The 21,259-nt window shown below is 32.1% G+C and carries 22 protein-coding genes; 12 read left to right on the top strand and 10 right to left on the bottom strand.

Annotation, left to right across the window (positions count from 1 at the left end):
- The 5 genes from KQA_RS19610 to KQA_RS0211205 form a co-directional block, all read left to right on the top strand.
- Positions 1-1,604 (top strand): T9SS type B sorting domain-containing protein (locus KQA_RS19610; protein ID WP_010181161.1); only part of this gene is annotated, 1,604 nt, incomplete at its 5' end.
- A 34-nt stretch (positions 1,605-1,638) separates the two neighbouring features.
- Positions 1,639-2,580: a PorP/SprF family type IX secretion system membrane protein gene (locus tag KQA_RS0211220; protein WP_010181160.1), complete on the top strand. Its 942-nt coding sequence runs from the start codon at positions 1,639-1,641 to the stop codon at positions 2,578-2,580.
- A gap of 25 nt (positions 2,581-2,605) precedes the next feature.
- Positions 2,606-4,561, top strand: coding sequence for an OmpA family protein (locus tag KQA_RS0211215; RefSeq protein ID WP_010181158.1), 1,956 nt, complete (start codon positions 2,606-2,608; stop codon positions 4,559-4,561).
- A gap of 93 nt (positions 4,562-4,654) precedes the next feature.
- Positions 4,655-5,179: an isopentenyl-diphosphate Delta-isomerase gene (idi, locus tag KQA_RS0211210; protein WP_010181156.1), complete on the top strand. Its 525-nt coding sequence runs from the start codon at positions 4,655-4,657 to the stop codon at positions 5,177-5,179.
- Positions 5,176-5,586, top strand: coding sequence for a 6-pyruvoyl trahydropterin synthase family protein (locus tag KQA_RS0211205; RefSeq protein ID WP_010181154.1), 411 nt, complete (start codon positions 5,176-5,178; stop codon positions 5,584-5,586). The genes idi and KQA_RS0211205 overlap by 4 nt, the downstream gene beginning before the upstream one ends.
- Before the next feature lie 4 nt (positions 5,587-5,590).
- Here KQA_RS0211205 and KQA_RS0211200 read toward each other — a convergent pair whose 3' ends face one another.
- From KQA_RS0211200 to lysA, 8 genes are all read right to left on the bottom strand, one after another.
- Positions 5,591-6,316, bottom strand: coding sequence for a DUF4369 domain-containing protein (locus tag KQA_RS0211200; RefSeq protein WP_040396303.1), 726 nt, complete (start codon positions 6,314-6,316; stop codon positions 5,591-5,593).
- A 2-nt stretch (positions 6,317-6,318) separates the two neighbouring features.
- A complete protein-coding gene (locus KQA_RS0211195; RefSeq protein WP_010181150.1) occupies positions 6,319-8,214 on the bottom strand; it encodes a M61 family metallopeptidase in 1,896 nt (631 codons plus the stop codon).
- Positions 8,215-8,223: 9 nt separating this feature from the next.
- The gene (locus KQA_RS0211190) at positions 8,224-9,030 is read right to left on the bottom strand and encodes a Cof-type HAD-IIB family hydrolase (RefSeq protein WP_010181149.1); all 807 of its coding nucleotides are present in this window, start codon (positions 9,028-9,030) and stop codon (positions 8,224-8,226) included.
- A 151-nt stretch (positions 9,031-9,181) separates the two neighbouring features.
- Positions 9,182-9,736: an alpha-ketoglutarate-dependent dioxygenase AlkB family protein gene (locus tag KQA_RS0211185; RefSeq protein ID WP_010181147.1), complete on the bottom strand. Its 555-nt coding sequence runs from the start codon at positions 9,734-9,736 to the stop codon at positions 9,182-9,184.
- A 105-nt stretch (positions 9,737-9,841) separates the two neighbouring features.
- On the bottom strand, positions 9,842-10,159 hold the full coding sequence (locus KQA_RS0211180) for a DoxX family protein (RefSeq protein WP_316912118.1): 318 nt from the start codon (positions 10,157-10,159) through the stop codon (positions 9,842-9,844).
- Between the two features lie 51 nt (positions 10,160-10,210).
- The gene (locus tag KQA_RS0211175; RefSeq protein ID WP_010181143.1) at positions 10,211-10,609 is read right to left on the bottom strand and encodes a hypothetical protein; all 399 of its coding nucleotides are present in this window, start codon (positions 10,607-10,609) and stop codon (positions 10,211-10,213) included.
- A 271-nt stretch (positions 10,610-10,880) separates the two neighbouring features.
- Positions 10,881-11,693 carry a DUF6503 family protein gene (locus tag KQA_RS0211170; RefSeq protein WP_010181141.1) on the bottom strand — a complete coding sequence of 271 codons (813 nt, stop codon included), beginning with the start codon at positions 11,691-11,693 and terminating at the stop codon, positions 10,881-10,883.
- Positions 11,694-11,888: 195 nt separating this feature from the next.
- Positions 11,889-13,115 (bottom strand): diaminopimelate decarboxylase, encoded by a 1,227-nt coding sequence (gene lysA / locus KQA_RS0211165; RefSeq protein ID WP_010181139.1) that lies wholly within the window; start codon positions 13,113-13,115, stop codon positions 11,889-11,891.
- Between the two features lie 267 nt (positions 13,116-13,382).
- On the opposite strand from lysA, the gene KQA_RS19605 reads away from it, so the two are divergent.
- The 3 genes from KQA_RS19605 (at position 13,383) to KQA_RS20270 (ending at position 17,141) form a co-directional block, all read left to right on the top strand.
- Entirely contained in the window at positions 13,383-15,023 is a 1,641-nt protein-coding gene (locus KQA_RS19605; RefSeq protein WP_010181137.1) for a family 16 glycosylhydrolase, read from the top strand.
- 266 nt (positions 15,024-15,289) lie between these two features.
- On the top strand, positions 15,290-16,483 hold the full coding sequence (sucC, locus tag KQA_RS0211155) for an ADP-forming succinate--CoA ligase subunit beta (protein WP_010181134.1): 1,194 nt from the start codon (positions 15,290-15,292) through the stop codon (positions 16,481-16,483).
- Between the two features lie 19 nt (positions 16,484-16,502).
- Positions 16,503-17,141 carry a hypothetical protein gene (locus KQA_RS20270; protein ID WP_010181133.1) on the top strand — a complete coding sequence of 213 codons (639 nt, stop codon included), beginning with the start codon at positions 16,503-16,505 and terminating at the stop codon, positions 17,139-17,141.
- A 1-nt stretch (position 17,142) separates the two neighbouring features.
- Here KQA_RS20270 and KQA_RS0211150 read toward each other — a convergent pair whose 3' ends face one another.
- Positions 17,143-17,388 (bottom strand): DUF1456 family protein, encoded by a 246-nt coding sequence (locus tag KQA_RS0211150; RefSeq protein WP_010181131.1) that lies wholly within the window; start codon positions 17,386-17,388, stop codon positions 17,143-17,145.
- A gap of 342 nt (positions 17,389-17,730) precedes the next feature.
- Between KQA_RS0211150 and KQA_RS0211140 the strand changes: the two genes are divergently transcribed.
- From KQA_RS0211140 to KQA_RS0211125, 4 genes are all read left to right on the top strand, one after another.
- Positions 17,731-18,135: a TerB family tellurite resistance protein gene (locus tag KQA_RS0211140; protein ID WP_010181127.1), complete on the top strand. Its 405-nt coding sequence runs from the start codon at positions 17,731-17,733 to the stop codon at positions 18,133-18,135.
- Positions 18,136-18,428: 293 nt separating this feature from the next.
- Positions 18,429-18,998, top strand: a complete 570-nt coding sequence (locus KQA_RS0211135; protein WP_010181125.1) for a carbohydrate binding domain-containing protein — start codon at positions 18,429-18,431, stop codon at positions 18,996-18,998.
- A 101-nt stretch (positions 18,999-19,099) separates the two neighbouring features.
- Entirely contained in the window at positions 19,100-19,408 is a 309-nt protein-coding gene (locus KQA_RS0211130) for a SelT/SelW/SelH family protein (protein WP_010181123.1), read from the top strand.
- Positions 19,409-19,632: 224 nt separating this feature from the next.
- Positions 19,633-20,157: a DUF4494 domain-containing protein gene (locus KQA_RS0211125; RefSeq protein ID WP_010181121.1), complete on the top strand. Its 525-nt coding sequence runs from the start codon at positions 19,633-19,635 to the stop codon at positions 20,155-20,157.
- 88 nt (positions 20,158-20,245) lie between these two features.
- Here the strand turns inward: KQA_RS0211125 and KQA_RS0211120 are convergent, their stop codons facing one another.
- Positions 20,246-21,259, bottom strand: a complete 1,014-nt coding sequence (locus tag KQA_RS0211120; protein WP_029209565.1) for a hypothetical protein — start codon at positions 21,257-21,259, stop codon at positions 20,246-20,248.

Below are 21,259 nucleotides of genomic sequence, written 5' to 3'. Positions count from 1 at the left end.
ATACATTATCAGAGCCAAATGAAATAATTACAGTAACAGGAACAGTAACGAGTGGAAATACAAGCAATACCGATCCAATAGACTCAACAATTACAGTGATAGATAATGACGGAGGAGTTGTTAGTCCAAGTATTACTGGAATATCGAATGCTATAATTCAAGAAGGCGGTGATTTAGAATTTACAGTAAGTTTATCGGAAGCTGTTACAGAGCGAACTGAAATTGAAATTAGCATAATAAACAAAGCTGTTGATAATAATCCATTTAATACGTCGAGCATTCCACAACCAAGTGAAGCAGCTTCGGATAGTGATTATAACACTACTACAATTACAGTAGTATTTGAAGTAGGACAGGATACAGGAATGTTTAGTATTGTGACATTAACAGATAATGAGGATGAACCGATAGAATCTATTGAAGTTAGCACAGGAAATGTTGTAGCAGGTACTATTGAAAATGAAACGAATGCAATAACTGGAATAGGAATAATTACTCCTGCCGGAATCATAACAGGACATGTTTATTTAGACTACAATGCTAACAATGTACAGGATGACAATGAGACCAATCTTGAAGGTGTTGAAGTTAGAGTAGAAGATGTAAATGGAATGATTTATACTGTATTTACTGATATTAATGGAGATTGGGAAGTAAGTGGTATTCCATTTGGACCAACAAAATCTTCAGTAGTAACTAGTTCATTACCTGGTGGGCTATTTCAAACAGAAAATACAACAGGAAGAACAGATGATATAGAAGGAATTACGAGTATTACCAATGTAGATGAATTTACCGGAAGAAATAATACATTTACATCTAACGATGGTTTTGCGCCTAGACTAGTGCTTTTTAAATCTGGTGAATATGTGGATACTAATAATAATGGTGTTGCCGATGAAACTGATGAAGTAAATTATGTTTATAAAATTATCAATCAAGGGGGAACCGAGATTAGAGATATTGTACTAACAGATATACGTTCGGGGGTAAACTCAGTAAGTTTTGATAATGGAGTTTTTCAAATTGAAAGCTTAGCTCCAAATGGAGGAGAAGCTACATTTAGATCAACATATAATCCAACGGCTAATGAAATAATAGTCCTAGAGATAGTTAGTGAAGCAAGTGTATCAGGAAATGTAGTGATATCCGGAGTAGCGACAAGTATTGAAGATACACATTCAGATGATTTGAATGATATTGATGAACTTGCTTTAAACGATATACTTAATGATGATACCATTGTTAAAATCGAAGAAAATGAGTTGCAAATATTTAATGCGATATCACCTAATGGAGATGATAAAAATGATTTCTTTACTATAAAAGGAATTACTAATACGGCTATCACAAGCAGTAATACGGTTAAAATTTACAACCGTTGGGGAGTTGAAGTATTTAGTGCAGATGATTATAATGGTGATGATCCTAATGTTACGGGTGAATTTAATCCTAGTAGAGCATTTTACGGAGAGTCAGATGGTAGAGCAACTATAGCTAAGGGAGATAAACTCCCGGTAGGAACTTATTTTTATGTAATCCAATATACCACTAATGACGGTGCGGAAAAGTGCTTGTCAGGATATTTGTATATTAATAGATAACCATATATTTGTGTTGAAAGTTTAAATTTTTCTTATGAAAGTACATTATAAACTATTTTTTTTATTGTTTTTGCTATTTAGTATAGGGGGTTTCTCACAACAAGATGCTCAATATACTCAGTATACATATAACACAGTAGCCATAAATCCTGCTTACGCAGGTACCAGAGGGACTTTAAATGTGATAGGTTTACATCGGTCACAATGGGTAGGGCTCGAAGGAGCTCCCAGGACCCAAACCTTGGCTATACATTCTCCAATAGGAGTGGGTAGAGTAGGATTGGGAGGATCGGTTATTAATGATGTAGTGGGTCCAGCTCAAGAAACTTATTTTAATGTTGATTTTTCATATACAATACCAACTTCAGCGGTTGGAAAGTTAACTTTTGGATTAAAAGCAGGGGGCCGTTTATTCAACGTAGATTTTAATAAGTTAAATCAATTTAATACAGATGATGCTATTTTTAACACTAATATTGATGGACAATTTAGTCCTGTAGTGGGAATTGGAGGTTATTACCATACAAAAAAAGTATATATTGGTCTTAGTGCCCCTAATCTGTTACAAACAAATCATTTTGATACCACAAATGCTACTTCTATAGCTTCTTCAAGTTTTGTGGCAAAAGAGCGTTTAAATTATTATTTAATTGCGGGTTATGTAATGGACTTGAATGATAATATTAAATTTAAACCATCTCTTTTAACTAAATTAGTATTCGGAGCCCCGTTACAAGTGGATGTGTCAGCTAACTTTCTTTTTAATGAAAAGTTCACAGCAGGTTTAGCATACAGGTGGAGTGCCGCAGTAAGTGGTTTGGTGGCTTTTCAAGTGTCAAATAGTATGTTAATTGGTTTTTCTTATGATAGGGATACGACAGAGTTACAAGAAAAAAATGATGGTAGTTTTGAGTTGTTTCTACGTTTCGAATTATTTAAAAAATACAATCGTTTAGTTACACCTAGATTCTTTTAAGAAGGAATAATAATAGTTTTATATTATGAAAAAAAAATACACGTTAACATTAATAGTTTCTGTTTTGATTTCTTTTTGGGGTTTAGCTCAACAAAAAAAGCTGGAACAAGCCAATAAAAGCTATGAGCGTTATGCATATATTGATACTCAAAAAATATTGCTAAAAGTAGCCGATAAAGGTTATAGAAGTGCTGATTTATTTCAAAAATTAGGAAATAGCTATTATTTTAATGCCGATTATGAAAATGCAGTAATATGGTATGCTGAACTAATTAAAGAAGGCGGTGATTTAGATGCGGAGTATTATTTTCGCTATGCGCAATCATTAAAAGCAATGCAAGAATATGCAGCTTCTGATAAGTTTATGAATAAATTTTATACGCTAAAAGGAGGTGATATTAGAGCAAAAAATTATCAAGAAGAGCCAGAATATTTAAGAAAAATTGATTTTCAATCGGGAAGATATAAGGTCAAAAATATAGTAGCCAATTCCGTATATTCTGATTTTGGACCGGCGTATTATGGGGAGCGTTTATTGTTTGCTTCGGCTCGAGATACTGGTGTGTTTGCTAAAAGAGTACATGAGTGGAATAACAGCGCCTTTTTGGATTTATATGTGGGGAAAATAAAAGAAGAAGAATCAGGGGAGGTTAAAACGGCAAGGAAATTTAGTAGACGTTTAAATACAAAATTTCATGAGTCAACACCCGTATTTACGAATGATTTAAAAACAGTTTATTTCACACGTAATAATTATAATGCTGGAGATTTTAAGAAAGATAAAAACGGTACTAACCGATTAAAAATATATAAGTCAAAAAGAGAGAAAAAGAGTGATTGGTCAAAAGCAGAAGAAATTAGTATAAACAGTGATGAATATACAGTTTCGCATCCTGCACTAAGTCCAGATAATAAAAAACTGTATTTTTCATCTGATATGCCTGGTGGCTATGGACATACAGATCTATATGAGGTAAGTATAGCAGATGATGGTACTTTGGGTGAGCCTAAAAATTTAGGCCCTAAAATTAATACCGAAGGTAGAGAAGCCTATCCATTTGTTAGTAAAAGTGGGGATTTGTATTTTTCATCCAATGGACATATTGGTTTAGGAGGCTTGGATTTATATGTAGCTAAAATTGATAGTGAAGCTAAAGAAACAGAAATTTATAATCTAGGTAAACCCGCGAATAGTCCAAAAGATGATTTTGCATTTATCGTTAATGAAGATACAAAAACAGGGTATTTTTCTTCGAATAGAGATGGAGGTAGAGGTGATGATGATATTTATAGATTCATTCAATTAGAAGATATAAGAGAAGCTTGTGAAGTGAAGCTTGAAGGAGTGGTAACCGATAAAGATACTAAAGCTTTATTACCAGGGGCGCAAGTAACGCTTTATGATTCTGGAAATAATGCTATTGAGACACTTAGGGTAGGAGAAAAAGCGAATTACAGTTTTACTGTGGAATGTGATAAAAATTATTTTTTACGCGGGGATAAAGAAGCCTATAATACTACAGAAGAGCTTGTGACAACTCCTAATAATAGTGAAACTGTCGAAGTTTCATTAGCGTTGGAAAAAGCTGTTAAAGAAGCTAAAATAGGACAGGATTTAGGGAAAATACTTAATTTGAATCCTATATATTTTAACTTTGATAAATATAATATTAGGAATGATGCGGCGCTTGAATTAGCAAAAGTAATTGCTGTAATGGAAGAGTATCCAACTATGAAAATTGATGTGCGTTCTCATACAGATAGCCGGGCAAATGATCAATATAATCAAGTCCTATCTACTAACAGAAATAAAGCAACTATTGATTATATAGTTGAAAAAGGAAAAATTAGTCGTGATCGAATCACTGGTAGAGGTTATGGTGAAAGCCAATTAGTAAATGAGTGTGCCAATGGAGTACCTTGTTCGGTTGAAAAACACCAATTAAACCGACGTAGTGAATTTATTATTTTAGAATATTAAAATAATTCACAAAATATAATGTTTTTATAAAGCGCTCTATTTTTAGGGCGTTTTTTTGTGTGTTCTAATCAACTTGTTTAGTTTTGAATTTATATGAGTATAGAAAAAGTAATTTTGGTAGATGAAAAGGACCAACCAATTGGATTAATGGAAAAGTTGGAGGCGCATGAAAAAGCATTATTACATCGTGCTTTTTCCGTATTCGTTTTAAATGAGAAAGGGGAATTAATGTTACAGCGTAGAGCCTTGCATAAATATCATTCACCAGGTTTATGGACAAATACCTGTTGTAGCCACCAGCGAGAGGGAGAAACTAGTTTAGAGGCAGGCGTAAGACGTTTACAGGAGGAAATGGGGTTTGTGACTCCTTTGAAAGAAAAGTTTTCTTTTATTTATAAGGCCAAATTTGATAATGGCTTAACGGAACATGAATTTGATCATGTACTAGTGGGTAATTATGAAGCCGACCCTATAATTAATCCCGATGAAGTAGCAGCTTGGAAATGGGTGGATTTAGAAATCATTAAAAAAGATATCACAAGTAATCCAGAAATTTATACGCCATGGTTTAAAATTATTTTCGAACAATTTTATCATTACTTACAAGTAGAATCATGAAAGTAACCGTGAATAGGAAAGCACATTTTAATGCGGCACATAGGCTGTACAAGTCAACATGGACCGATGAAAAAAACCAAACTATTTTTGGAAAATGTAGTAACCCTAACTTTCATGGACATAATTATGAGTTAATTGTATCCGTTACCGGAGAAGTACATCCCGAAACAGGTTATGTAATTGATATGAAAAAATTGAAGGAAATCATAGTTAATGAAGTGGAGATCCCTTTTGATCATAAAAACTTAAATCTTGATGTTCCCGATTTTAAAAACTTAATTCCAACAGCAGAAAATATAGCTGTTGTAATTTGGAACCGAATCAAACCTTGTTTGGATTCGGTGGTGGAATTAAGTATTACTTTGTATGAAACTCCTCGTAATTTTGTGACTTATACAGGAGGCTAAGGAACTAATTGTTTTTATTATTAGTTGTCTTTTTTTGTTCTTTAATTAAAGCCTTAAGCTGCTTGCCGTATTTAGATTTTTTTATTTTTAGACTCAAACTATTGTGAACAGTATCTAAAAAAGTGACATTGGCGTCACTTATTTCTCGTAAAGTAATATAAGGAGCTACCTCGTATTTTTTATTTTGTATCGCAAAGTTTACTGTATACAAATATTTTGTTTTAAGTAAGGTGTTTAATTTTGTTTCAACTTCCTTGATAAGGTTGGTATCGTTTTGTTTATGAGCATCAAAATTCTGCTGTAGTAAATTGATGTTTTTTAGATTAAATTGTTGCATGGTTTTTTTGTAACTCATAAACTTTTCATGGTTTTCAGAGCCCACCACTTTACTTAATCTTTCAAAATCATAGAGTTTAGTCGAAAAGGTAATTTCTCCGGGTTCTAAAAAAACTTCTAATCGATCATCATAAATGGTTCCATCATTTTTGTCTAAATACAAATAGAAAATATCAGGTTCCTTTAAATTTAGTGAAAACTCAAAATCAGAGACTCCGTTTACTTGAACCGAATCAATAGTAACAAGCAGTGTGTCTTGAATTTGTTGTAAGTAAATGGTTCCTTTACTTAAACCTTTTATAGTTCCTTTAAAAAAAGTATTATCCTTATTGCTACAGTTAGTACACAGGGAAATCAAACCAAGGAAAATAAACAAATAGTATAATTTTTTCATAATTAATTTAGCCAAGTTTTTTTAGTAGTTAACTGTAATGGAGTAAGTTTTTCTTTTGGAATTTCAATTAAAGACTTTTTTAAACTAGTAGGTTTTTCGGTAATAGTAGTTTTGGTGTTAAACTGTTCGCCATTTCGTCTAATACTTAATTCGACTAAATCTCCGGTTTTCCATTGTTTGGATAATTCAAAAATATAAGCAGCATTGTTTAAATCAAATTTTTGCCCATTAATAGCCAATAAAACATCTTTAGGTTGAATGTCTAGACTTTTTAAAAAGCTATTGTATTCACCACTCGTATTAAAATACACTTCATTTTTATCTTGATTTGGAGATAGGTAAGAGATGTCGTTATGCATAAAAAACTCGGTGTTTATGGTGTTTGTGCCATATTGGAGTCCTACACGTTTAAAATAATCAGCATAGTTAATAGGTTCGGTACCGATCACATGTGTTTTTAAAAAATGACCTACTTCGGGGTATGTAAAAGCAATAACAACATCAATAAGCTCGCTATCTAAAAAAGGCTTTTTTGCACCATATTTAGAGGATAATGATTTCATTAAATCTAAAATTCCCTTTTCGCCATTACTTTTCTCGCGGATAATAATATCTAAACACAGGGATATTAAAGCACCTTTTTCATATACATTAGCATAGTTTTTCTTATAAGGATTCTTTAAAATGTTTTTACTCATTTTAGTAAAAGACATGCGATCATCGTATTGATTTGAATTCCTTATTTTATCCACAATACGTGCAAAAAATTCACTATTGCCAATAAGCTTTTCTTTTACCTGAAATAATTGAGCAAAGTATTCGGTAGTACCCTCATACATCCATAAGTGTTCGGACATTTTAGGTTCATAATAATCAAAATTGTGAATTTCTTCAGAATGTACCGTTAGGGGAGCTATAATATGAAAAAACTCATGTGAAACCACATCAATCATAGTAGTTTCAAGTGCTTGTAGTGGCATTCTTTCTGGTAATACGACTACGGTAGAATTATTGTGTTCTAAGGCACCAAAACCCATAGCGTCGTTTGAAGCTAGTGTGGATAAGTATACTAAAATACTATACTTTTTAGTACTGTTAATGTCTCCCATGAATTTCTTTTGAGCCGACATCATTTTTTTCATTGACGGTAAAAGAGCTTTTGCAGTATGTATTTGATTAGGCGAATACACACTTAGAAGTACTTCAATATCATTAATTTTAAAGGTTTCGCTGTCAAGATCTCCATAAATAATGGGGTCATCGGTAACTTCAGCATAACGATTGTAATAAAAAGAATCTACCTTTTCATTAGTGCTTTTTGCAAGTTTAGGATGAATATTTGATATAGTATTATGCGAGGTGGCTGCCTCTAATTTGGATGGATGTAATACAGAAAGCACATAAGGCTTGTTTTTGGTTTCTTTAAAATAACCTATAAACCCATGTAGATTTAAAATAAAATTAGTGTCCTTTAAAATATTTGTCCCTGCAGGAGAAAAAACATCATGATCTTTTTCTATATCGTAGGTATCATTTACTAAATAAGTAATTTTATGTAATTGAGTAGCATTGGTAACCTTCCAGCTATTTTTGTCTAGCTTTTTAATGGGGATAGAATCTCCATTTTTTTTAAAAGCTTTAATGTTTGAAATAAATTGACCGTAATTATCACTACTATAGGTGCCAGGAATTATACGAGGTAAATAAAATACAGGAGACTCCGTAGTTAATTTTCCAGGCAAAAAATTTACGGCTACTTGATCATTATTAATATTTACTAGATCAATAATAACGTCGCTTTTTTGATTTTTTGGATCATCAATAGTGGCAATTGGTTGGACTGTTTTACAGCCAACTAAAAATAAAAGACTTAAAAAAAAGTAAAAATATAACTTCATAAATATGGGTTAGATGTTATTTTTAATAAAATGGGCAACACCATCATTAGCGCCGGTAAGTGTGGTATGGTTGGCAACGGCTAAAACTTCTTTTTTAGCATTGGCAACAGCAACTCCAAAACCGGCAGCGTTTAACATTTCAATGTCATTGTAATTGTCACCAAAGGCAGCTACATTTTCAAAGGATAAATCCGTGTAAATATGATCTAAAAGGTATTTAACGGCTGTTTTTTTAGATATAATTGCAGGGGCAATTTCTATGTAAGTACTTTTGGAACGGTATAGGTGTAAATCGTTACTAAAGTTTTCTTCTAAAAATTGGTATAAGCGATCAATAGCATCCACATCTCCCATACACATAATTTTATGGGCTCCTTTTTGTTCCGTTTTCCAAAGCTGTAATACTTTTCCATTAGTCAAAATTTGTGGAGTTGTTTTGGTATTGTTGATCTCTCTTTTAGCCCAATAATCAAGTTTGGGGACATACCAGTCATTGTTGTTGTAAAGACTCAAATGGATATTGGTTTTGATATTAAAATCAATAATTTGTTCTAAAATGGAATTGGCAATTTCATGAGTTGAAACCACCTTGTTGTTTACCAAAATTAGTCCCCCATTATAAGCAATTATAGGAAAGTGTTCAATAGTAGCCATTTTTTGTAAATGGACCATGGCACTTGGCATGCGTGATGATATTAAAATGACCGGGATGTCATCTTTAATTCTTTTAAATTGATTAATTGTAGCCTCAGAGAGTATGCGTTCATTATTTAAAAGAGTGCCGTCAATATCAGAGAAAACAATTTTAGGTTGCATATATAAAATTAGAAGTAATGTTGATTTGTAAAGGAGTAATTTAATGTTTTTTTCTCGTATTAGTAAACTTGTTATTAAGTTGAGAGAAGTTTAGCAAATATAGTATTAATTGGGTGATTTTTTTGATGAAAGCCAGCGAAAACGAGTGTTGTTATTGATTTAATTCAATAATTCTGAAAGTCAAATTGATACGTTTGCCCACAAGCTTTTTTGTTTTAGGAATTTGATGTAGCCAATGTTTTTGTGTATTTCCTTGCATGAGTAGTAAGCTTCCGTGAGTCAATTCAATTTTGTGCTTTAAGGTCTTATCGCTACGGTGTTTTAAATGAAACCAGCGACTTGCTCCTAAGCTAACAGAGGCTATAATGGGTTGTGAGCCTAATTCTTTTTCGTTATCGGCATGCCAGCCATTACTGTCTTGACCATCACGATATAAATTAGCTAAACATGTAGTAAATTTTTTAGTTGTTAAAAGTTCAACTTTTTGTTTTAGCTCAAGTAAACTCGGTGTAAATGTAGTAGGTTGCATGGTGATATTTGAGTACGAATAAGGGGAGTTATTATTGGCAAATAAATGTGTTAAGCGAGGTTGTGGGTGTGTTTTTCCATAAACTCGAATGGTGTCTTGTTGCCAGGTGGTAGTGGTTAATAGATCGTTAAAAATGTATTGAGCTTTTTCTGGTGATAAAAAGTTAGGGTAAAGCACGATATCAGCATCGGGAAGTGCTAAGTCAATTTTTTCATCTGGATTTTGGAAAAGTGGTAGGATAAAGATTGTTTTTTGGTAAGGTTATACGATTAACGAATGGTTTCATAAGTAAAATATAGCCCACCATATTAATAATAGCTGTATAGGTAGGCGTATCCATAAAAACCATTTTGGAACTCCTTTGCTAGCTTTTGGCGATTGTAACATAAAAATGTGTACAGGAATAAAAATGATAAGCATGCAAACAATCAAGTAAATGCAAATATTTTTTAGTTGTGGTATCAATAATCCAATACCTAAAATGATTTCAGCCACTCCACTCCAAAAAACCAAAGCTTTTGGTTTAGGTAAGTATGGGGGCATGATATTAAGGTAAGCCTTAGGTTTGTAAAAGTGAAAAAAACCAGCGACAACATACATTGCGGCCATTAGGTATAGATGCCATGGTAGATTCATTCTTTTGTTACCTAATTAGGATGCTTCATTGCCAATAAATTCAATTTTTCTAAAATGCACTCCGTTCCAATCTTCATTAATCGGAGTTGTTTCAATTTTTTTTAAGTTATAATCCCCTAAAACTCCCCAGCCAGTAGTTTCGGTAATTTCAGTTTTAGAAGCGTCAGAAGGATAGGCAAACCAAATTACAGCATCGCCAACTAGTTTGGGGTATACGGTTTCAATTCGGTTTTGGATTTGGGATACTTGAGTAACAAAAATTAAGGCAAAATCAATTTCGGAAGTTCTTATAACAGATTCCCTAATAATAATTCCATGAAGTTTATCTAATTCTTGACAAAAACCTTCGGGCTCGTTTAAAATTAATATTTCATCAACTTTTCCAATTCCTAATTTGTTAAATAATTCGGTCATTTGTATGCGATTTTTTTACTTCTTATCTAAAGATACAAAAAAACAAGAATTTTAGATTATAAATTGATTTATAGTTTGTTGTGTGTAAAGTAATTTGGAAATGATGTAAATTAATTAGTAGAGTTGGAATAGTAATGGAGTGCTTTTTTATGAGTAAAACGTATTTACGCCAGATTACACAATGAGAATAATCTATGCTATAATCTGGCGTAAGTCTACTGCTTATTAAGCCATATACTATATTTAAAATTTAATTTAAACAGTGTAGATTTTAAGGAGCAAGTACAGGTTTTGAATCTTCAGGCTTTGCAAACAAGGCATTGTCCACATCTAAAAATTTTACATTACTAATGGTAGCCTCTCCAATTTGATCACCATAACCATCTTTTTCATTCCAATTATGGAAGGTCCATTTTTTTGAAATTGGAATACCATCAACATTTTGGTAATTATTAAATTTTATGGAGTGCGGTTCTTTTTCTGCAGCCGCAAGATCTTTTCCAAAACTAACAATATAAGCTGCACCAGCTAAGGTATTATCAATAGCGTTTTTGTAAACTATATACCAATCGTCGGGAGCATCACCTATACCAGTTTCAAAGCTTAACTTTTCGGTTTGATGTAAGCTTCCGTTTAAAGGTTTTTTAGTAGGAGTAGACCAAATAGTTCCAGGGTCATTTAGTTTGTATGGTAAATTGAAAAAATAACTCCACGTAAAAATATCAAACCTAGAACCGCCAATTTCTGCTGTTTTTGGGCAAATAAATACGTCATCACCATTGTAAATGACTTTGGTGGTATTTTTATTATCCAATCTAATTTTAGTGCCATTGGTGAGTTGGGTAAGTGTACCGCTTAAATAGTCCTTTCCTCCAAATTTTACATTAATATCAAAGCTAATGGCTTTGTGGTTTAAGTAAGCTTCTTTTTTGTGTGTAAGTTCAATTTTTTGAGTAAAAGGAGATATTTTCTTTACTTCCTTCACAATTTCTATAGTGGATTCTGTAGGGGTAATGTGCTTTTTTTGTTGCTTCTGACAAGAAAATAACATAGTGACAGCACTAATAATTAAGTGTTTTTTCATAATAGAATTAAGTTAGATGATGACTTTAAAATAAAGTGTAACATGTGTTTGCGCCATAAATTTATGAAAGCAAAATAAGAATTAAGTAAAATAAGGTTTTTATATTAAAAAAAATAGCATTGAGGTAAAGCTGTAGCATAAAAAAAAGCCACTGAAAGAGTATCAGTGGCTTTATGATATATCTAAAATTAGATTTTATTCAGAAACAGCTTCAGTTTCAAATTCAACAGCAACTTGATTAGCTAATAAATCATTAAAAGTTTCTCTCTTTCTAATTAATTTAGCTTCACCATTATGCCATAATACTTCTGCAGGTCTAAAGCGAGAATTGTAATTACTTGCCATTGAAAAACAATAAGCACCTGCATTTTTAAATGAAACAATATCTCCTTCAGATATTTCAGCAATTCTGCGGTTGGTTGCAAAAGTATCGGTTTCACATATGTACCCAACTACCGAGTAAAAACGTTCGCGTCCTGCAGGATTTGAAATATTTTCAATTCTATGGTATGAATCGTAAAACATAGGACGGATAAGGTGATTAAAACCAGTATCTACACCTGCAAAAACAGTGGATGTTGTTTGTTTAACCACATTTACTTTTGCTAAAAACTGTCCCGATTCACTTACTAAAAACTTACCTGGCTCAAAACCTAATTCTAATTGCTTTCCATATGATTTACAAAAAGTATTAAAACGAGTAGTTAATTTTTCTCCTAGTTCTTCAATATTAGTTTCAATATCTCCTTCTTTGTAAGGAACTTTAAAACCACTACCAAAATCAACAAATTCTAGATTTTTAAACTGCTTAGCCACATCAAATAGTATTTCACTAGCTTGAATAAAGACATCAATATCTAAAATATCACTACCCGTGTGCATATGTACGCCATTAATGTGCATACCTGTATTTTCAACAATACGTAAAATATGTGGTGTTTGGTGTACCGAAATACCAAATTTAGAATCAATATGACCTACAGAAATTTTACTATTTCCTCCAGCCATAATATGAGGATTGATACGCACACATACAGGAATGTTTGGATGCTTTGTACCAAATTGCTCTAAAATTGAAAGATTGTCGATATTTATTTGAACCCCTTTTGCAGCTACTTTTTCAATTTCTTCCAATGAAACTCCATTAGGAGTAAAAATAATATTTTGAGGCTCAACACCTGCTAAAAGTCCCATTTCAACTTCTTGAATTGAAACAGTATCTAAACCAGCACCAAGCGATTTCATTAGCTTTAAAATTGAAAGGTTTGATAATGCCTTTACAGCATAGTTCAGTTTTAAGCGTTTAACTCCGCTAAAAGCACTTGTTAAACGTTGATACTGTGATGCAATTTTAGCCGAATCATAAACATATACGGGGCTTCCGTAAGTTTCGGCAATAGCTAATAAATCCGTGTTTTCCATGGTTTATATAATGATTAATAATTTTTTCGCTTTTAATAAAAGCAAAAGTCTGCAAATTTAATATTATAATTTTTAAAAGGAAAAAAATATACTGAGTAGTATGGAAATAAAATAATATTTTTTGTTAAGAATCATTTTTTAGTGCTAAAAAAATAGGTTTTAACTCAAATGTTATAGTAGGTGAAGGGTGTTAAAATTCTGATTATCAGTGTTTAATGTTGTATATTTGCATTGATAATCATTTTATTCATTTAATTCCCCAAGTTTATGATAAGAATAATTACACTATGGTTTTTTTTGCTTTTTAATTTCTTTTTTCAGGTCAAAGCCCAGATTCCGGCATTAAATTCTTCGGAATTTGTTATAGTTCCCCCAGGATATCAATGGGCCATTTCTACCGACATGTCCGATGAGTTTAACAATCAAACTTTATTGAATACGACTAAATGGCATCCTAGGTTACCCAATTGGGCGGGAAGAAAGCCTGCAGAATTTTTGCCAGAAAATATAGTTGTCGAAGATGGAATGTTGTTGATTAAAAATACAATTCACCCAGCACCACATGATGGATTTACAATTGCCGGTGGAGGAATAGAATCCAAGGCTTCGCAAAAGTATGGTTTTTTTGAAGTGAAAATGAAAGCTTCTAAAATAAGAATGTCTTCAACATTTTGGTTAAATACAAATAGGGTATGGGATGATCCTAATGTAAATAGCCCAGATCGACCCGACTGTGAAGGTTACAGTACTGAAATTGATATTATTGAATGTATGGGAGGTGGTTCCCCAGATTGGGCTGCAATTCCGTGGGATAAAGGAATGGCATCAAATACACATTTTAAATTAAAACGAATTAAAGATACTAATTGTAGCAGTTTATTTTTATCCAGAGGTAATGCGGCTTTTGTAACTAATGATCAAGCTAATGTTGCTGATGATTTTCATGTATATGGAGCTTGGTGGGTAACCCCTAATTTGGTGCATTATTTTATTGATGGAGTTTATAAATATTCGGTAAATCCTAGAGATGATAATTTTTCTACACCATTTAATGTACCCATGACAGTACGTATGGTAACAGAAACCTATGATTGGCAAATAAAAAGTGATGGCACTCCTAATCCAGGTTATCCAAATGAAACGGAATTGAATGACGCGTCTATTAATACTACTTATTATGATTGGGTGCGTTCATATGAATTAAAACAAACTCTAGATAATTTAGTGGTTGATGGAGATATGTCGAGTGGAACTTTAACAGCGCCTTGGACATCTTGGACAAACGGAGGGAGTATTTCTTTTACAAAAGAAAAAGGAGAAAAATATTCAGGAGATTATGGAGCAAGAATAGAAGGTCCTGGTGGATTGGAACAAGCTTTTACGGTAGTACCTGGAACAGAATATGTTTACACAGCTATGGCTAAAAAAAGTTTAGGAAGTTCGGAAATTAAATTAGGAGTAAAACCAGTTTCGGGAGGACCAGATTTAGTCCCTCAATTAAAAGTAACATCGACCGACTACGAAATTTATGAGTTAAGGTTTAATTCGGGATCAAATACTCAAATTAAAATATATGCAGCTGGTATTTCGGGTGATTTAGGTTTTGTAGATAATGTTTCTTTAATACAGGATGAAACTTTAGGAGGGATAGATGAACTGAATGATGTAAAAAAAAACGTAACTATTACAAATAATAAACGATCTATCGGTATTTTTTCGGAATCCTCAACGGAGCTTGAAGTGTCAATTAGTATATATTCAATTTTAGGCAGAGAAGTATATAAGCAAGAAGATTTTACGATAACAAACTCGGTTCAATATGTGCCTATGCAAGTAGATTCCGGAATGTATATTATAAAAATAACTTCAGAAAAAGGTGAGGCTTTAGTAAAGAAAGTCGTTTTTTAATCTATAATACATTGTTATTAATAAAAACAGTAAAACAAGTATCTCACACTATACTATTTTGGAATTAAGGTGTTGGTTGTTAGTGAGGTGTTTTTGTTGAAGGGCTAGAGGAATAATTATTTTGTCCTAAGGGTGTAAAATCTTACAAAATTTGAAAATAAAAAATAACTACGTATTAGTATCTAATTTTTGCTAGATAATGTTTGTTTATGCAAGCCTCGTTTTCTACATTTGGAAACCTATAAGAAAAGCGAAATAAACAGATTATGAATCTACACGAATATCAAGGAAAACAAATACTTAGTAGTTTTGGAGTAAAAGTGCCTTTAGAAATTTTAGCCGAAACACCGGACGACGCTGTAGCTGCAGCAAAACAAATTCAGAAAGAAACAGGAAGTACTGTGTTTGCTGTAAAGGCTCAAATTCATGCTGGAGGACGTGGAAAAGGAGGTGGAGTTAAAATAGCTAAGTCTATTGACGAAGTTCGCTCATATGCTGATCAAATATTAGGGATGATGTTAATTACTCCTCAAACTTCAGCAGAAGGAAAAAAAGTGCATAAAGTACTTATTTCTCAAAATGTATATTATGATGGACCATCTAAACCGCAAGAGTTTTATATGTCTGTCTTATTAAATAGAGCTACAGGTAAAAATATGATTGTTTATTCTACCGAAGGTGGAATGGATATTGAAGCTGTAGCTGAAAAAACACCGGAGCTTATCCATAGTGAAGAAATTGATCCTGCAACAGGAATTTTACCGTTTCAAACACGTAAAATTGCGTTTAATTTAGGACTTTCGGGAGCTGCATTTAAGGATATGACTAAATTTGCTGCAGCACTTTACAAAGCTTATGAAAATTCGGATGCTTCTTTATTTGAAATCAACCCTGTGTTTAAAACAGCAGATGATCAAATAATGGCTGCAGATGCTAAAGTAACTTTGGATGATAATGCATTATATCGCCATAAGGATTATGCTGAAATGCGTGATATTCGTGAAGAAAACCCAGTTGAAGTAGAAGCAAAAGAAGCAGGTTTAAACTATGTAGATCTAGATGGAAATGTAGGTTGTATGGTAAACGGAGCCGGATTAGCAATGGCTACTATGGATTTAATAAAGCAAGCAGGTGGTGAGCCAGCAAACTTTTTAGATGTGGGAGGTACAGCTGATGCCAAACGTGTAGAAGAAGCTTTCCGTTTGATTTTAAAAGATGATAATGTAAAAGCTATACTAATTAATATTTTTGGTGGTATCGTTCGTTGTGACCGTGTGGCTCAAGGTGTAGTTGATGCGTATAAAAATATGGGAGATGCTATTAAAGTGCCTATCATTGTACGTTTGCAAGGAACTAATGCAGATATTGCAAAAAAACTTATTGATGAGAGTGGATTGAATGTGTTAAGTGCAGTTGAATTCCAAGAAGCAGCAGATAAAGTTCAAGCTGTGTTAGCATAGATTTATGTGTATTTAGCTGTTGAAAAACAGTGATAAAAAAAGGCTAAAATTTTCCTCGGAGAATTTTAGCCTTTTTATTTTACATTTATCAACCATCAACCATCAACCATCAACCATCAACCATCAACCATCAACCATCAACCATCAACCATCAACCATCAACCATCAACCATCAACCATCAACCATCAACCATCAACCATCAACCATCAACCATCAACCATCAACCATCAACCATCAACCATCAACCATCAACCATCAACCATCAACCATCAACCATCAACCATCAACCATCAACCATCAACCATCAACCATCAACCATCAACCATCAACCATCAACCATCAACCATCAACCATCAACCATCAACCATCAACCATCAACCATCAACCATCAACCATCAACCATCAACCATCAACCATCAACCATCAACCATCAACCATCAACCATCAACCATCAACCATCAACCATCAACCATCAACCATCAACCATCAACCATCAACCATCAACCATCAACCATCAACCATCAACCATCAACCATCAACCATCAACCATCAACCATCAACCATCAACCATCAACCATCAACCATCAACCATCAACCATCAACCATCAACCATCAACCATCAACCATCAACCATCAACCATCAACCATCAACCATAATCTATTTCTTCTCACCCTTTTTAGGCATAGGCCCACGGAGGTGTATAATTAAGCCGTTTAAAAAGTTACGTAAAATTTGATCTCCACATTCCATATATTTTGGATGTTCTTCGTTTCTGAAAAAAGCACCTAATTCTCCTTTGGATACATTAAAATCTACAAGCTTGCAAATGGCAATAATATCGGTGTCACGTAATTTATGTGCGACCCTCAATTTTTTAAAAATGTCGTTGTTTGTTAATCCCATACTACAAAAGTAAGTGAATCAAAATAAATGATCTATTGAATATATTATTTTTTAGAAAATGGAATTATTATTCGATTACTTCGTTAAATTTAAATACTGGCGGAGTAAATGAGAAAGAGGTTATCAGGGACTTATTTTTATTGTATAATATGTACGAGAGAGAATTTAATTCTAAAAGGATTAACGACACTAAAATCTATTGTGTAGAAATTGGAGAAGATGGTTACATTAAGCCAGGAAATTAAACTACAGAGGAAGCTATGTGTTATTTTTTAATAAAACTAAATAGAAAAAGGAGTGCTAAATAGGAAAGATAGCATTTAATAAATATAATTACCACAAATGGATTATACACGTGAAGAAAAATTGAGCCTACTGTCGGAAATGATTGAATTAGCCAAATCGGATAATAAATTAAAAAAAAGTGAAGTGGAATTTATTGAATTAGTAGCCACTTCTTTGAATTTAGAGAGAAAAGAAGTTGGAGAATTGATTGCTAGGCCGGTAAAGAGACTAGTGCTAGCTTCAGAATTTGAGCGTATTGTTCAATTTTATCGTCTGTTATTAGTAATTAATGTTGATGAACAAGTTAGTTTAAAGGAAGTTAAAGCTATAAAAAATTTAGGTTTGCGTATGGGCTTGCCTTCCCAGGCAATTGATGAGGTATTTCAGCAAATGGAGAATTATGAAAATCGGATTATTCCTACAAATTCACTTATGAAAATATTCAAAAAATTTCACAATTAAATTTTTAATAAAAATTAATAAATTCTATTCATTTGTAATTTAGTCAGTTAGTGTTAATTTTTTGTTTTTTCACATAAAATTAACTATCTTATAGAATACTATTTCTTTGGATATCTGGTAAAATTAAATTTATTATCCTATTTTCGTAATATGATAGCGGTTGTTTTGCGTAAATAGCAAACAACCGTATTAGTTTTGGGCCAGTGATGTAACTTAAATTTTGAGGACTCATTTAATTTATGGCACAGAATTTGTTTTGATGTAAATGTTATGTAATTAAAAAATAAGATATTATGAAAAAAATTTATTTAGCCCTTTTTTCCATACTAAGTTTCACCTGCTTTTCACAAGATTTAATAACTTCAAATAACTCATTTAATACTGGTTTTTCTGACTGGGGTTATGGAGTATGGGGAGATAACAATGGAAAGCCTGTAGCAAAGTTTGAAATTGATAGAATAGGACGAACAGACAATTCTTCTTTTAAAGTAAAAGTAAAATCAAATACAAAAAAAGGACAAGGTAATAAAGCCCTTTTAAGAAGAAGTGGATTAAAAATTAAAAAAGGAAAAGAGTATACACTTTCTTTTTGGATAAAAAGTTTATACCCAGAGGATCAAATTTATGTTTCAATCTATTCTGGAGTTGATACAGGAAGTAAAAATGGATGGGGAGCATTGTTTATCCGAGACTTTAATTTTGAAGGAAACAATAAATGGCAAAATGTAGTATATAACTTCAAAGCAGGAGAAGGTGCAGAAGGAGCTCCAATCGATTACAAAAAACTAGATTTAATCTTTGGATTTGATAAAAGAAAAGGAAGCTTCTGGATTGATGATGTAACTATCACAAGAAGAAAATAATTTTTAGACTATAATTAGCCTAATAAACCCACAGAACACAAAAGCTACCTATTTAGGTAGCTTTTGTGTTTTTAGCATTTAGTTGATAATTCAATTTGTACATGGAATTAAATACGCAAGCAGTGAAAAAAAATAAAATAGAAATACATTATTGTAAGCAATGCCGATGGTTAATGAGATCCAGTTGGATGGCTCAAGAATTATTAACCACCTTTGATCAAGAGATATATGAACTTACTTTAAAACCTGGTACTGGAGGTGTTTTTGAAATAATAGCAAATGATCAATTGGTTTGGTCTAGAAAAAGAGAAAATAGATTCCCTGAAATTACTGAATTGAAACAATTGATAAGAGATGTGATAGCACCTGAAAAAAGTTTAGGTCATGCCGATCGAAAGAAACAAAATTAAGTTGTGTATTATACCGCTAATTTTGAGCAATCAATGCATATTAATAGTAAATATGATACTGATAGATTTTACAGAATGTAATATAAAAACTAGTGACTTAATTTAAATATTGAATTAAAAAAAATTGGAGAGGTTATTAATTGTGAATATTTATTACTTAAATATGAATTGTAGCTTTTTTTAAAAAATTATATTTGACTCCCTTTTAATTTAGATATAAAAAAATGAGTGTAACTTGGTACGAGTGCAAAGTAAAATATAGAAAAACATTAGAATCTGGAGAACAAAAAGTAGTTACAGAATCTTACTTATTGGACGCTATATCATATACAGAAGCTGAAGCTAGAATAAATGAAGAGATGTCTGCTTATGTAAGTGAGGAATTTAAAATTACCAATATTAAGGTTGCTAATTTTTCTGAAATTCACCCTGTTGAAAACACAGATCGCTGGTTTAAATCTAAAGTATCATTAATTGCTTTTGATGAAGAAAGTGGCAAAGAAAGAAAATCAAATATTTATTTATTGGTGCAAGGTAATGATTTAAAAGAGGCCTTTGATAATACCAATACAGCCATGAATGGTACAACGGGTGATTATACCATACCTGCTATTGCGGAATCGCCAATAATGGATGTGTTTCCCTATTTTTCTGATGAGGTTGATGAAGAAGTAGTGGACGAACAACCAATAGTAGATACAGAAGTACTAGCAGTTGAAGAAGCTCCTGAAAATATAGTTGTAGAATAAATTATTTGAAAGTAATTAAATTAAAATGGTCAATAGTTATCACATTAACAATTGACCATTTTAATTTTTAAATGACAATAAAATAAAGCTATTCCCCTAAAGCTCTTTTTTTACTTTTCATAGATCTAAAGATCTGATCGGATTTGTCAATTTCTATAGTTTCAATTTCATTTTGAGTTATAAATTTTTCCTTTTTATTGGGGTTGATAGCATAGGTTTCTAAAAAATCTAAATCAACCAAAAAAAGTTCTTTAGAATTTACATTTTCAATTAATTTTTTTAAAGGACTAAAAATATCTTTTTTAGCACTTTCTTTAATTTCACTATAAAGGATGAGTTCATTTGCAATATGCCATTTTGTTTTGTTTTTTAAGTATACATAATCATTTACAACTTTAAATTCCCCTTTTATAGTTGTTAGCTTTTCAATTTTTTCATTTAATACTAAAGCATTCCTAGTGCTCTTTTTTGAAGGACCATAATAATATTCAAATTTCTTTATTGATTTTAGATTATTTCTATGTTTTTCAATATTCTTAAAATCTTCATTGTTACTATTTTCTGGTTTTTTGTTAGAAGCATCAACTTTCCAAATGACCTTTTTTAGATGGATTTTTAAGTCAAGACTTTTTAGCTGAAGCACAAAAAAATTCGATTTGTTTTTAGTATTTATGTTGTTATCGGCATAAATTAATAAGTCTTTATGATGTGTATCTGCTATTTTTTGAGCTTCAATAAGTTTTCCTTTTTTTAATTCATAAGGCTTGGTGGAATTTAAAAAATCATTAATTAAAGTTTTTACTTTGTTTAGTTGAGTAAATTTATCAAGCTCTTTAGAGTAACTTTCACTAATACTAGTGCTGTCCTTTACAAAAGAATTTAGTTTGTCAAGAGCGGCTAGATATTGAGGGGATTCTCGCTTGAGTTTTACTTTTTTTTCAAAAGTTACGTTCTCTTTTTTTACCGAATACATGTAAGGTACTTTGCCAGTTTCACTAATTACAGTCTGGGTGTAAAATTCATTGAACTCATAATTTAAATTTTGAGCTAAACTTGATACTAAGGTGCAACTAACAAAACAACTTAAAATTAGTAATTTCAT

The organism is Aquimarina agarilytica ZC1, from assembly GCF_000255455.1.
GTDB classification, from domain to species: Bacteria; Bacteroidota; Bacteroidia; order Flavobacteriales; family Flavobacteriaceae; genus Aquimarina; species Aquimarina agarilytica.
Note: the sequence above shows the minus strand (reverse complement) of the source record. Positions and strands in the feature narration are given on the sequence as shown.